Below are 11,873 nucleotides of genomic sequence, written 5' to 3'. Positions count from 1 at the left end.
ATTGGCTGCGCCCGGCCGGGCTGTAACTACCTCTATGGATAAGAAGAAAATGACAAAACGACTCGCCATACTACTGCTTACATCTTTTTTGGGACTCAGTGCTTGCTCCATCAAACAACAGGTCGACCCCGTGGCACTGCATCAAGATGCAGGCCTCTGTATTCTGGAAAATCCGCAGGTGAGGGAAGGTTTCTTGCAGGAAGTAGAGAAGGTGTTGCGTGAAAAACAGATACGCTATCGACTGGTTCAAGAGTTAAACGCCGCCGATCAATGTGATTGGACTGCAACCTACAGTGCGAATTGGGCATGGGACTTGGCGCTTTATATGGTTTACGCCGAGATTAAGGTGTATCACCAGGGTAGACTCGATGGTCAGGCTATCTATGATGCCCGGATGGGCGGAGCCAATATGAACAAGTTCATTGATGCCGAACCTAAGATCCGTGAACTGATCAATCAATTGATCCAACAGAAACAGGCGCGGGTTTCCTGGGCACAGCCACTGACTCTGGCTCCCTGAAACAATTTCTCACCATTAAAGCGCGTATCAAAGCGCGCTTTTTAGTTTCTTATCATTTTTTTAACATTGACTTGATGTTAGTGTATAGCTTCTTGCCGTTGTGCTCTGAGGTTTAACCTATGCCATCCCGAATAATCATGCTGCTATTGCTGCTGTTGAGTCTGCCGATCTCTGCTCACGAGCTGCATGCGGATGGGAGTTTCTGGGATGGTTTCAATCACCCCGTGTTGGGGTTTGATCACCTGTTGGCCATGCTCAGTGTCGGTATTCTCAGTACCCAGTTGGGGCACCGCGCCATCTGGTCTGTACCGCTGGCCTTTCTGTTTTTTATGGGGTTGGGCGCCATCACTGGCATGCTTGCTACACCTATACCCTTCGTTGAACCCGGCATAGCCCTGTCGGTGCTGCTCTTGGGGCTGGCCATAGTGCTCAATCGCGAGATGCCTATCTCTTTTGCTATGGCCTTTGTCGGTGTCTTTGCGCTATTTCATGGTTATGCCCACGGCGTCGAAATGCCCGAGTTGGCCAGGCCGGGTATTTACGCCATGGGCTTTTTGTTGGGAACGGCGGCCATTCATGTGGCCGGGGTGATCATCGGCAGTTTGATAAACCCGGATGGCAAGCGTAAACGTGCAGTGCAACTCATGGGCTCGGCTATCGCTCTGGTGGGAAGTTATTTGATGCTGGATTTGTGGCTGGCTTGAGCACTGTGTCTCTGCTTACGTCTTAACATGCGTTTCACCTGCGCCGGGCTGGCGCGCATATCGGCATCTCCGACCCTGATATAGGTGCCGCCAATCGCTTCTGTTCCTAGATAGATGGGCTGCTGGCTATAGTCGGCCTGAGGTACTCGAAAGCGGATCAACTGCTTACCGGCCAGTTCTATTAGCTGAATGTCGGCCGGGCCAAGAATATTGGCGCTGATCTTTTGCGAATTATTGAGGATCTTCCAGGCTTCATCGATAAGGGGCCTGGGCTCGGCTATCCCTTCGATAAAAAACTCGCCCTTTTCCTCCCTGACACCGAGAATGATCTCGCCACCATTGGTATTGGCAAAGGCGCTGTAGCTTTCCCACAGTGCCTGTGGCAGTGCGCCCTTGCCATGGCGTCCGGCGGCGAGCTTGAACTCCACTGCGGCGGACTCACGCAGATTTTCAATATCGTCCAGAATGAAACCTGTAACCGGCATGACTGACTCCTTGTTTACTGCTGTTACTGCAGTTGTAGCAAGTCAGCCGGGATTTGAACAGCCCTCAGTTCACCAGTGCCAGAGCCTTGGGAAACAAGAGGTTATTTTCCAGGTGGATGTGACGGTGCAGATCGGCTTCAAACTCGGCCAAGGTGGCATAGCATACCCGCCAGGTAGTACAGGCATGTTCAGGAGCCTGGTAGTGATTGGTCAACTGCTGCAGCTTGGCCAGAATTTGTCCCGCCTCATCATGCTCATATTCCATTGCCCGGATAGGATTGCCTATATGGCCGAAACAGGCGTTGAACTCTTGCCCCTGACTCAGGGCGCGAATGGCCGGAAACAGTATCTGTTCCTCTTTTTGCAGGTGGGGTAAGAGGTCGTCCATCAGGGCGCGGATCCAACCGGCCAAGGGCTTGATCTCTTCATAATGCTCACCGTGGGCTCGTACCATCTTCTGGGCATATTCCAGCAGCAGCGGTGCGGTATCGCGTATGTACTTGTGGTGGGTCGCTTCGATATGCTCGATAAGCTCACCAAGTGGCAATTTGGCCAAGGCATCGTCCGGTGTGCCCTCTGCGGCCAGTTGGCTCAAGGCGTGCAACACCTCGGTAGGCTCGGCGCCGGCTCGCTCGCAGGCCGATGCTAATGAACGGCCACCGCCACAGCAAAAGTCGATACCAAAACGGCTGAAAACATGGGCGTTACGGAAGTCTTCGGCGACCAGTTCGCCGACTCTGCGTTCGAGGAGGATTTGCGCTGACATAGGATGCTCTCTGTATTACCAATTTACATGCATAATAAAAGCATCTTTAAGTGCATCCAAGCTTAGACCAATAAAACTTGACTGTTTTGCTTGGTTAATCACATTTTGCAACAAATCGGCTAGAGCCTCAGGGGCTGTCCGTGAGGTAGTTTATCTGATTCAGCCACTGAGCCGCCGTCGTCTGGTATTCTCCCTGGTCGATCGCTTTAAGCAAGGTTTTGGCTTGTTGTAACTGCCCGGCTTCGTAGTGGCTCAGGGCTAGCAACAGCTGCCAGTAGCGGTTATCTGCATCTTGCTGCCGTAGCTGTGACAACAGCTGTTGTGCCAGCGGCCATTGCCCTAGGCTGTAAGCCAATTGTGCCCGCAGCGGCAGCGATTTCTGCCCTTGGGTTTCGTTTGATTTCTGCAGCAGGCGCAGCGCCTTGTCTCTTTGGCGTGACAACAGATAAGCCTGAGATAACAGCGGCTTATAGCTGGAGTGTTGTGCCAGTGCCTCGCTGTGTTGCTCCAGTAGATCTGCCGCCCGGCCGGGGGCCTGATGCAGCATCAATAACTGTGCCAGCAGCGGAATGCTGCGTGTGGGTAACTGCCCTGCCTTGTAGGCCGAGCTGAGGACATTGAGTGATTCCCGCTCTTGCCCCTGTTGCTGCAGGTTATGGCCCAGGCGTTCCCAGTAGAGGGGGCGATCCGGATAGGCGGCGATCATCTGCCTCAGCAGTTGTTCTTCTTCCGCCAAACGCTGCTGCCGCTGATACAGAGACTGCAGAAAGTGTTGCCGGGTTTCGGTGACTTCCCAATCCAGTGCCAGACGCATCTGTTCAGTGGCCTTTGGCAGCTGCTGCAACTGAAATTCGGCGTAGGAGGCCAGCGAGTGCATGGTGGCAAATTCAGTGGCGCCGGGTTTGAGCTCTTGTTCTTGCTCTATGATTTTGCTCGCCAGTTGCAGCCATTGCTTGCTGTATTCCAGGCTTTGGCGGTATTCGCTTTGCTGGTAGTTCAGTTGGGCTCCCAGTTTATAGAGATCCCGCTGCTGCAATGGTGTGACGGGTAAAGTCAGCAACAGCCGGGTTTGCTGCGCGGCGCACTGGTAGTCCTTGAGACTGATACAGGCCTGCAGATGCAGGTAGGCCGCCATCTGCTGCTCGTTGTCGCTGCCTTCGGCATACTGACGTTGAAAGCTTTCAATCGCCTTGAGCGCCGCAGCCGGATCCCGCTGCAATTGAAACTGCAGTTGTTGGTAACGTTGCAGTGCATTGCTCGCCAGCAGCGGCGCGCTGAACAGAATGCAGCAAAACAACAGGCTATTTTTCAAGTTCATATCTGATCACTATCCGTTGCCATTGAAGCTGCTTGGGCGCCGCGAAGCGCCACCTGAGCACGGCCCTGGAAGCCGAGCGGTAAAACACGCCGCTGGGGGTTTCATCCACCAACTTGATATCTTCCACCCGACCGTCCGGGTTGATCGCTAAATCCAGAGTCACCTGTCCTTCAATGCCCCGCTGTTTGGCTTGCAGCGGGTATTCGGGCGGCATTTGAAACACCACCTGCGCCATGGCGATACTGGCTTGCATGGTATTGCCGGGGGCGCTGCCGCTTGGGCTGAAATTCAGCGTTGGTGGTTGGATTTGCTGAATATCATCCGGCGTTGGCCACAGGGGATCCGGCACTGGAATACCCGTGTTGGCATCCAGCGCGCTGAGATCCAGTGTCATGGGTGGAGGCGGTGGCGAGGATGTCAGCGGCGCCGAGCTGAGGCGAACCTCAGGCAAGGGCTCTTGCGGCTTACTATCTTGCCTTTCGGGAAAGTAGACTCCGCCCAATGTGACCCGTTTAGCCGGCGCCGCGCCCTGTCCCAGAGTCAGGGCATAGATCAGGCTGGCCAATGCCAGATTGATCAGTATGGCACTGGTGAAAACCAGTCCTGTTTGGCTAGCTGGGGTCTTGGGTTGCGACGGCCACATTATTGACTCCTGCGATGCGTACTTTGTCGACCACTTCGATGAGCTTGCCGCTGGTGACATGCTTATCCACTTCGATAATGGCCGAACTCTGCTCTGAACTTGCCAGCGTGTGTTTCAGTCTGGCGGGTAGTTCAACCGCCTTGACGGCTTGCTGCTCCAGCCAGATCACATTGTGTTTGTCTATGCTGATTAAGATGGCGCGCTTATCTTGATTGTCTTGCACCTGAGCTGTGGGGCGTTCCAGCTCCAGCGACTGGGTCTTCTGAAATGACGCCGATAAGATAAAGAAGATCAACAGGATAAATACCACGTCTATCAAGGGGGTGAGATCGACATTGGCTTCTGTGCCTTGATCATCTGTGTGTTTAAATTGCATCAGTTACTCCGAAAGTATTCGGCGCAGCTCCGCCAGCAACCGCTGATTGCTCTGCTTGAGCTGATAGGCCAGATAGAGTCCGGACAGAGAGGTCACCAAGCCTGCCAATGTGGTCAGCAGTGCCGAGCTGATCCCGGATGACAGCTGTTTTTGGACATCGAGTTGCCCAAGCTCGGCAAAACTGCTGATCATCCCATCGACAGTGCCCAAGAGCCCCAGCAGCGGCAGTATCCTTATCAATGAATCTATCCAGTCGAGTCCGCGGTTCAAATTCAGGGCGGCGCGGCTGAGAAAGGCCTGTTGCAGCTGCGCCTTTTGCCATAAGTCATAGCGCGTAAGCCTGACGTTCAACTGATTTGCATCATCCAGCCAGCCGGGGCTCAGGCGGCGAATACGGCTAAAGCCCTTCAGCAGCAGATACCACATCAGACAAGAGAGCAGCAGTATCAGCCAAACGATGACGCCGGCCTGCAGCACAAAATCATAGAAGGCGCTCATTGACCGGGGTTACCTGTGTCGCCAAAGCGCTGTAATACCACCAGTGCAGCCGCTTCCTGCTCAAGCATCTGGGTCAGTTGCCGACTCTGGCTCTTGACCGCGCAGTGCAGTAACAGCAGCGGAATGGCTGTCATCAGTCCCAGCTGGGTGGTCAGCAGTGCCTCGGCAATGCCACCCGAGAGCAGCTCTGTGTTGTTGCTGCCGAAACGGGTGATCACATCGAAGGTTTCAATCATGCCACCAACCGTGCCCAGAAGCCCCAGTAGTGGTGGGATCCCCGCCAATACCGCCAGGGTGCCAGTGCCACGGGTCAGGCGGGGAACTTCGCTGAGTACGGCGGCGTTGAGCCGCGCTTCGAGTTGCTCCTCGGGGCAATCGGTTGCCGCCAACATCACCCGGCCGAGGGCATTGTCACTCTTGACTTGCTGGCTGGCCTGCTGTTGGGTCAGCCGCCGTTTTTCGCGGCGCAGTATCCACAGGCGGTTCAGGGCTATGCCTGAGGCTATCAGGGCTATCAGGCCGATAAAGACGCCGACTATCCCTGCCGGTTTGAGCTTGTCGAACCAGCCGTTAGCGTTTGCCGCCTGTTGCAGCAACTTGCCAAACGAGGGGTCGAGCCAGACACTCCCCTGGGTGGGCGATAGCTTTGGCTGCTCAGCCAGCAGTTGCCAGCTTTGCTGCGCCGGCAAGTAGCGTACCCAGCCTTTATCGCTGAGGGCATTAAAAGGCCCATATTCGGTGACATTCAATAGCACTGGGGTGCCATCGGCATTGAGGCCTTCGCTGCTTTGCACTATGGGTTTGGCTGCCAATACGCTTTGTTCTGTCAATGCGGTCCAAAGCGCCTGCAGTCGCTGCAGGCCAAGTTGGTCAGTGGGTATCTCGGCAAGGCCACTGCTGTCGTGGCGCCATAGGCTGTGGGGTGCCACTGTGGTGAGCAGCAACTGCTCATGTTCCTGGATGGCGCGAAACACCCCGTCGAGACTGGCTTTCTCGGCGTTGAGCTGGGCCTGTTTGTCCTTAAGGCTTTGCTGCAGTGCCAGCAGTTGGTCTTCAAGTTCCAAGTTATTTGCCTGAGTCCGGGTGAGTTGCTGCTGCAGTTTCTTATGGTTGCCGCGCACCTGCTCCAGGCTCTGACGGCTCAGGTTCTCTTGCCGCTCGGCGGCCGCTTGTTCCTGGCGACTGCCACTGCGAACCTGCTCCAGCACCTGTTGCAGACTCTCGGCCTGGCAGGGGAGGGATAATGAGAGCGACAACAGCGATAGCGCCCACAGTAATGCGGGACGCATCATGCTCTGGCGAGTGAGGGAAGACAATAAACTCATGATGCCTCCGTAATCAGAGGCAGTTGCAACAGTGCCGGTATGCCTTCTCCGGAGGCGACTCGGATGGCAGCGGCGACATTGCTAAGCTGCTCAGGCGCCAGCGCCTGCCAATTATCTCCCTGCCAGCGGCCACCGGCCTTGCCATCCAGGGTAAGGAAAAAGTACCCCAGGCGCCCGGTGCGCAGAAAATTCACCAGCCGACCGTCACCGAGTTTGCCCTGCCAGCTCTCCACGCTGTAGCCGTAGCTGAGCTCCACCTGATAGGCGTCCAACAGCCGGGTCAGTTTCTCGCCCTGGTTCAATTCGGCGCTTTGCAGCAGGAGTTGCAAGTTATCGAGACGCTGTTGCCGTTCCTGCTGCTGAAATGGCAGATCGGCCCGCACCAGTTGCGTGAGTGATAGCAGCATTTCGTCCATCATCGGGGCCAGTTGCATCCGGGTCTGGCGCAGCTGCCGACGCTGCTCGCCAAGCTCCTCCAGAGCAGAGTGCAGCTGCCCTATCTGCTGTTGCAACTGTTTTTGGTAATGGCTGGCCAGTTGGATTTCATGCTTGAGTTGGCGGTTTTCCTGGATCAACGATTGCTGCTCATCATCGAGTTTTTCTATGACTTGCTGAGCTTGTTGGCTGGCTTTTAATCCCTGACGGTCGGCCCTGTGGATCTCGTTGAGGTCACTCGGCGTGGCCGCCACCTGTAATACCCAGGCGGCCAAGACAGATACTGCTGTTTTAGTAAACATCTGAATGAAAATATTTTTTGTCTGGAATGCTGTGGTTTTACTCACATGATCACCAGAATGTTGACATGATTTGAGACATTATCAACAAATAGTAATGATAACAATTGTCATTTGTATTTGATCAAGTTATTTTGGCCAACCTCACACTTTAGTGGTGCGGGTTCAGCACCGGCATCGCTGTTTTTTTAACAATAAAGGGATTGAGGATGAAGAAACACGCGGCTGTAGTCTGTGGTCTGGCATTAGTGCCGGTAGCTCAGGCGCAACAGGTTGATGTGGCTGATCAACAGGAGATAATCGTCAGAGAGCAGGCCGACAATGGCCTGACCCAACATGAAACCCTGACCCGGGAAGATATCAAAAAACGTCCAACTGGTGACGGTAACCTGACCGACTTGCTCAGGTCCAATCCGGCGGTGCAGTTTTCCAACAGCGCCAACAGCAGTCTGAATCAGGGGGAGATCAAACCCGCCGACATTTCCATTCACGGCAGCAACGCCTATCAAAATGCCTTTCTGCTCGATGGCATGAGCATCAACAACGATCTGGATCCGGTCGATGGCAGCGTGGTCACCAACGCCCGCCTGTCCAGCGACGAGCAGGGTCTGTATGTCGACAGCCGCCTGATAGACAGCGTGACCCTTTATGATGCCAATATCCCGGTGGAATTCGGTGGCTTTACCGGCGGGGTAGTGGATGCCACAACCCGCAGTTGGCAAGGGGAAACTGCCGCCAGCGTCTATTTCCGTCAAACGGATGCCAGTTGGAACAAGGTGCATATAGATGACAAATTGCAGTTTGACTCGGCCAATAATGACCTGTCACAACCGGCCAGATTCCAGACGGATTACAGCAAGCGCAACTATGGCCTGAGCTTTGAAACCGGCATTACCGACGACTTGGGCTTTGTGGCTTCGGTTTCCCGGCGTGAGTCGAAAATCCCCATGATGAATGTACCTGCTACCGCCGTGGGACTGGATGCCAACGGTGAGTTGGTGGCCTTCAAGACAGGCGGCGGCCTCAAGCATCAGCGGCGCACCTCAGACAACCTGTTCAGCAAGTTTACCTGGTACGCGTCACCACGCACCACGGCGCATCTGTCGCTGGCCTATTCGGCCTATGAGGCGGACATGTTCTTCAACGGGGTGGCCAATTCAGACTACCGCGATGAACACAAGGGCTACAGTTCTACCCTGGAGATAGAGCATGGCTTTGACGCTTCGACACTGGAGTTGTCGCTCAACTATAACCGCATGACAGACAAGCGTGCCGGCGAGCAGACTTACTGGGTGCAATTGATGGACTGGCAGAGCAATCGCTCCTACTCCTCCGGAGGCCCGGGCGATCTGGACTCTACCCAGGAAACCAGTACCGCCAAATTGAAGTGGAAATGGGATCCCCTCAAATGGGCCGGTATGAGCCACACCTTTACCCTGGGGGGCGAGGCCAGTTACACCGATGCCGAGTTCAACCGGGACAAGACTTACTACCGCAACAACTACGACGGCAGCCTGGAGATGATGGGCTGGTCACAACTGCGTCTCGATGCCTTTTTGGAAGGCAGATACAAGAGCACTCACAGCCAGTACGCCCTCTATGTTGAAGATGTGATCAACTGGGGCGATTTCAGCTTCAGGCCTGGTCTGCGGCTGGATCACGACGGCTTTGTCAATCGCAATAACCTGGCCCCTAGGTTCAGCAGCAGCTGGAACCTGTTTGGCGATGGCAACACCCTGCTGACCGCCGGGGCCAACCGTTACTATGGTCGCTCCATGTTGACTTACGCCCTCTACAGCGGCCAAAACGGTGGCCTGGTACATTGTTACTTTGACTGTAAGCCCAACTCTGCCGACAACGACTGGATGTCGACCCGGGATTATGAGGGAATGGAAGAGCTGCAAACGCCCTATAACGACGAGTTTACTGCCGGTGTTCAACAGATTTGGGGCAACAGCATCTGGAAGCTGAACTATGTGCACCGCAACGGCCGCGATGAAGTGCGCAGCCGTTATAAGTATCCCGGCACTGATGACTATGAACAACGCGCCATTCGAACCTTCGATAACAGCGGCAGCACCAGCCATGACAGCGTGATCTTCACCCTGATGAACCGGGAAACCCTTCAATTTTGGGGTGCCAATCACCAGGCCAAGTTCTCGGTCGCCTGGCAGGAAACCGAGAGCAACACCCCAAAAGATCAGGGTTACAGCTATTTCGAATCTGGTCTCAATGTGGATGCCGATAAGGTTTGGTATGACGGCAAGGTCATTGCCGCGGCCGATTTACCGGCCACCGACTTCAATGCGCCCTGGAAGATAGATCTGGAACTGACCCACGAGTTCGATGACTACGGCCTCACCTGGTATAACCTGCTGCATTGGACCTCCAGCCGTGAGCAGGCCAGCCGCGATCAGAACGGTTATTTCCGCGATCCCGAGACCGGCAAGGATCTGGTTAAGTACGCCAAAGTGGATTACGCCTCGACCTTCCGTTGGGATACCAAGTTGCAATGGCAGCCTGAGTTTGCCAAGGGCGCCTCTGTGTCGGTGGAGATCTACAACCTGCTCAACCGTAAAAATGCCAACGACTCCTTTGTTCACCAGGAACAGCTCTATTTCAACTATGAACCGGGGCGTCAGTTCTGGTTGCAGTTGAACTACGAATACTAAGCAGACCCTTTGGCGGGCGGCCCAGCGGCCGCCCGTTGCTATTGATGGATTTTCCAATATGAAACATCTGGCCATGTTCTGGCATTTGATAAAACCTTTTTGGTGTAATCGGCAACGGCTACCGGCGTTGGCATTGCTGCTGGTGGTGTTGACCTTAAGCCTCTCCTCGGTCTGGTTCAGCGTGCAGCTCAACCAGTGGAACGGCGACTTCTTCAACGCGCTGCAGCAGTTGGATGGCAGCCTGATTTACCCCCTGTTGCAGCAGTTTATGCTGATCATAGTCGCCTTGGTGCTGGTGTTGGTGTACGCCGACTACCTGAAGAAAAAACTCATCATTCAGTGGCGTGAATGGATGACCCGGGATCTCTGTAGCCGTTGGCTGTCGCCGGACAGTCGCCATTACCGAATCCAGCTTGGGCAGCAGGAGCCTGATAACCCGGATCAACGCATCGCCGAGGATGTTTATCTGCTGGTGGACACTTCACTGGATCTGCTGTTGTCCTTCCTGCGCTCTGTACTCACCATAGGTTCTTTTGTGGTGATCCTCTGGACGCTGTCCGGCGAGATCAGCATTCCCTTGGGCGATGCCGAACTGACCATACCCGGCTACATGGTGTGGGTCTGCCTGCTCTACACCCTGATTGGCACCCTGATCACCCACAAGGTGGGTAAGCCATTGCACCGGCTTAACTTTCAGCAGCAAAAGCGTGAGGCGGATTTCCGTATCGCCCTGGTGCAGCGCCGTAACCATAGTGAAGCCATTGCCGGTCAGCGAGGCGAGGACTGCGAGCAGCAGGCATTGGCGCACAGCTTCTCCCGGGTAGCCGGTAACTGGTACGCCTTGATGTCCAAGGAGCGTAATCTGGCCTTCTTCACAACAGGGTACAGCCAGGTCACCATGCTGGCGCCGATATTCTTTGCTCTGCCCAAGTTTCTTGCCGGGGCAATTCAGCTCGGCGGTTTGATGCAGATAAAGATGGCCTTCACCCAAGTGGCCAGTGCCCTCAGCTGGTTTATCTACGCCTATAAAGACCTGGCGCGCTGGAGCGCCACAATCGAGCGTCTGAGTCATTTTGAAGCCAGTTTGTTTGCCGATACGCCGCGGCCCGAGGCGGCAGTCGCCGCCAAGCCCTCAGCTGCAACCGATAGTGTCCCAGAGAAAAGTGTTAATGTGCTCGATTCACAGGCCGTGCCGCTGTTGCAGGCCAGTCTGGATCTCTTGTTGCCGGATGGTCGGCTGCTGCTGCAAAGACTGCGCCTTTCACTCACACCGGGAAAGCTGCTGGTACTGCACGGCCGCTCCGGTATCGGGAAAACCAGTTTACTGCGAACCCTGGCTGGCTTCTGGGATGGCTATTGCGGGGAACTGGCGACTCGGGTCAGTCCCTGCTGGATATCCCAGCGCCTTTATCTGCCTGAGGGTTCACTCAAGTCGCTCATCTGTTATCCGGCTGCCACTCAGAGGTTTAGTGATGAGCGTTGCCGCCAGGTGTTGCAGCAGGTGGGGCTGGGGGAGCTGCAGGACACGCTCGAACACACAGATAACTGGCTGCAGCGGCTATCGGGCGGCGAGCAGCAAAGAGTAATGTTTGCCCGGTTGCTACTCAACGCCCCAAAGCTAATCCTGCTGGATGAAACCACCTCGGCGCTGGACATAGCCGCCGCGACTTCGCTGCTGCAACTCTTGCGCGCCGAGTTGCCCAAGGCCTGCATAGTGTTGGTTAGCCATCAATTGCAGTTACATCAGTTGGCCGATGAGATTATCTCTCTGGAACAGGACGATCATTGCTTGTTGCCGCCAGCCACCATTACCCACTTGAGGGAGGTCTGAA

The 11,873-nt window shown here is 55.1% G+C and carries 12 protein-coding genes; 4 read left to right on the top strand and 8 right to left on the bottom strand.

The window, feature by feature from the left end; translation table 11 throughout:
* Positions 1 to 49 precede the first annotated feature (49 nt).
* Together K5621_RS17995 and K5621_RS17990 are read left to right on the top strand one after the other, a co-directional pair.
* Entirely contained in the window at positions 50 to 520 is a 471-nt protein-coding gene (locus K5621_RS17995) for an Sbal_3080 family lipoprotein (RefSeq protein ID WP_025889827.1), read from the top strand.
* A gap of 119 nt (positions 521 to 639) precedes the next feature.
* A complete protein-coding gene (locus K5621_RS17990) occupies positions 640 to 1,224 on the top strand; it encodes a HupE/UreJ family protein (protein ID WP_100141811.1) in 585 nt (194 codons plus the stop codon).
* Here K5621_RS17990 and K5621_RS17985 read toward each other — a convergent pair.
* The 8 genes from K5621_RS17985 to K5621_RS17950 form a co-directional block, all read right to left on the bottom strand.
* The gene (locus tag K5621_RS17985) at positions 1,194 to 1,709 is read right to left on the bottom strand and encodes an AlbA family DNA-binding domain-containing protein (protein ID WP_100141812.1); all 516 of its coding nucleotides are present in this window, start codon (positions 1,707 to 1,709) and stop codon (positions 1,194 to 1,196) included. The two genes, K5621_RS17990 and K5621_RS17985, sit on opposite strands and share 31 nt — an antisense overlap.
* A gap of 64 nt (positions 1,710 to 1,773) precedes the next feature.
* Entirely contained in the window at positions 1,774 to 2,475 is a 702-nt protein-coding gene (gene ric / locus K5621_RS17980) for an iron-sulfur cluster repair di-iron protein (RefSeq protein WP_100141813.1), read from the bottom strand.
* Positions 2,476 to 2,602: 127 nt separating this feature from the next.
* Positions 2,603 to 3,793, bottom strand: a complete 1,191-nt coding sequence (locus tag K5621_RS17975; RefSeq protein ID WP_221049945.1) for a tetratricopeptide repeat protein — start codon at positions 3,791 to 3,793, stop codon at positions 2,603 to 2,605.
* Positions 3,777 to 4,436 carry an energy transducer TonB gene (locus tag K5621_RS17970; RefSeq protein ID WP_221049944.1) on the bottom strand — a complete coding sequence of 220 codons (660 nt, stop codon included), beginning with the start codon at positions 4,434 to 4,436 and terminating at the stop codon, positions 3,777 to 3,779. The genes K5621_RS17975 and K5621_RS17970 overlap by 17 nt, the downstream gene beginning before the upstream one ends.
* Complete coding sequence (locus tag K5621_RS17965; protein WP_025011347.1) at positions 4,405 to 4,812, bottom strand: ExbD/TolR family protein; 408 nt, start codon at positions 4,810 to 4,812, stop codon at positions 4,405 to 4,407. Before K5621_RS17965 ends, K5621_RS17970 begins: the two co-directional genes overlap by 32 nt.
* A 3-nt stretch (positions 4,813 to 4,815) precedes the next feature.
* Complete coding sequence (locus K5621_RS17960; RefSeq protein WP_221049943.1) at positions 4,816 to 5,310, bottom strand: MotA/TolQ/ExbB proton channel family protein; 495 nt, start codon at positions 5,308 to 5,310, stop codon at positions 4,816 to 4,818.
* Positions 5,307 to 6,635: a MotA/TolQ/ExbB proton channel family protein gene (locus K5621_RS17955; RefSeq protein WP_221049942.1), complete on the bottom strand. Its 1,329-nt coding sequence runs from the start codon at positions 6,633 to 6,635 to the stop codon at positions 5,307 to 5,309. The genes K5621_RS17960 and K5621_RS17955 overlap by 4 nt, the downstream gene beginning before the upstream one ends.
* Positions 6,632 to 7,372 carry a DUF3450 domain-containing protein gene (locus K5621_RS17950; RefSeq protein WP_221049941.1) on the bottom strand — a complete coding sequence of 247 codons (741 nt, stop codon included), beginning with the start codon at positions 7,370 to 7,372 and terminating at the stop codon, positions 6,632 to 6,634. The genes K5621_RS17955 and K5621_RS17950 overlap by 4 nt, the downstream gene beginning before the upstream one ends.
* A gap of 206 nt (positions 7,373 to 7,578) precedes the next feature.
* On the opposite strand from K5621_RS17950, the gene K5621_RS17945 reads away from it, so the two are divergent.
* Positions 7,579 to 10,041 (top strand): TonB-dependent receptor plug domain-containing protein, encoded by a 2,463-nt coding sequence (locus K5621_RS17945; protein WP_221049940.1) that lies wholly within the window; start codon positions 7,579 to 7,581, stop codon positions 10,039 to 10,041.
* 58 nt (positions 10,042 to 10,099) lie between these two features.
* Positions 10,100 to 11,872 carry an ABC transporter ATP-binding protein/permease gene (locus K5621_RS17940; RefSeq protein ID WP_221049939.1) on the top strand — a complete coding sequence of 591 codons (1,773 nt, stop codon included), beginning with the start codon at positions 10,100 to 10,102 and terminating at the stop codon, positions 11,870 to 11,872.
* Position 11,873 lies beyond the last annotated feature (1 nt).

It is taken from the genome of Shewanella carassii, assembly GCF_019670705.1.
Lineage (GTDB): Bacteria > Pseudomonadota > Gammaproteobacteria > Enterobacterales > Shewanellaceae > Shewanella > Shewanella carassii.
The sequence above is the reverse complement of the archived record's forward strand: the minus strand, read 5'-3'. Positions and strand labels throughout refer to the sequence as shown.

Excerpts from the sequence above, each read along its gene's own strand:
- K5621_RS17950 (WP_221049941.1), bottom strand. The coding sequence starts at position 7,372 with ATGTTTACTAAAACAGCAGTATCTGTCTTGGCCGCCTGGGTATTACAG.
- K5621_RS17960 (WP_221049943.1), bottom strand. The coding sequence starts at position 5,310 with ATGAGCGCCTTCTATGATTTTGTGCTGCAGGCCGGCGTCATCGTTTGG.
- K5621_RS17945 (WP_221049940.1), top strand. The coding sequence starts at position 7,579 with ATGAAGAAACACGCGGCTGTAGTCTGTGGTCTGGCATTAGTGCCGGTA.
- K5621_RS17975 (WP_221049945.1), bottom strand. The coding sequence starts at position 3,793 with ATGAACTTGAAAAATAGCCTGTTGTTTTGCTGCATTCTGTTCAGCGCG.
- K5621_RS17995 (WP_025889827.1), top strand. The coding sequence starts at position 50 with ATGACAAAACGACTCGCCATACTACTGCTTACATCTTTTTTGGGACTC.
- K5621_RS17955 (WP_221049942.1), bottom strand. The coding sequence starts at position 6,635 with ATGAGTTTATTGTCTTCCCTCACTCGCCAGAGCATGATGCGTCCCGCA.
- K5621_RS17970 (WP_221049944.1), bottom strand. The coding sequence starts at position 4,436 with ATGTGGCCGTCGCAACCCAAGACCCCAGCTAGCCAAACAGGACTGGTT.
- K5621_RS17965 (WP_025011347.1), bottom strand. The coding sequence starts at position 4,812 with ATGCAATTTAAACACACAGATGATCAAGGCACAGAAGCCAATGTCGAT.
- K5621_RS17990 (WP_100141811.1), top strand. The coding sequence starts at position 640 with ATGCCATCCCGAATAATCATGCTGCTATTGCTGCTGTTGAGTCTGCCG.
- K5621_RS17940 (WP_221049939.1), top strand. The coding sequence starts at position 10,100 with ATGAAACATCTGGCCATGTTCTGGCATTTGATAAAACCTTTTTGGTGT.
- ric (WP_100141813.1), bottom strand. The coding sequence starts at position 2,475 with ATGTCAGCGCAAATCCTCCTCGAACGCAGAGTCGGCGAACTGGTCGCC.
- K5621_RS17985 (WP_100141812.1), bottom strand. The coding sequence starts at position 1,709 with ATGCCGGTTACAGGTTTCATTCTGGACGATATTGAAAATCTGCGTGAG.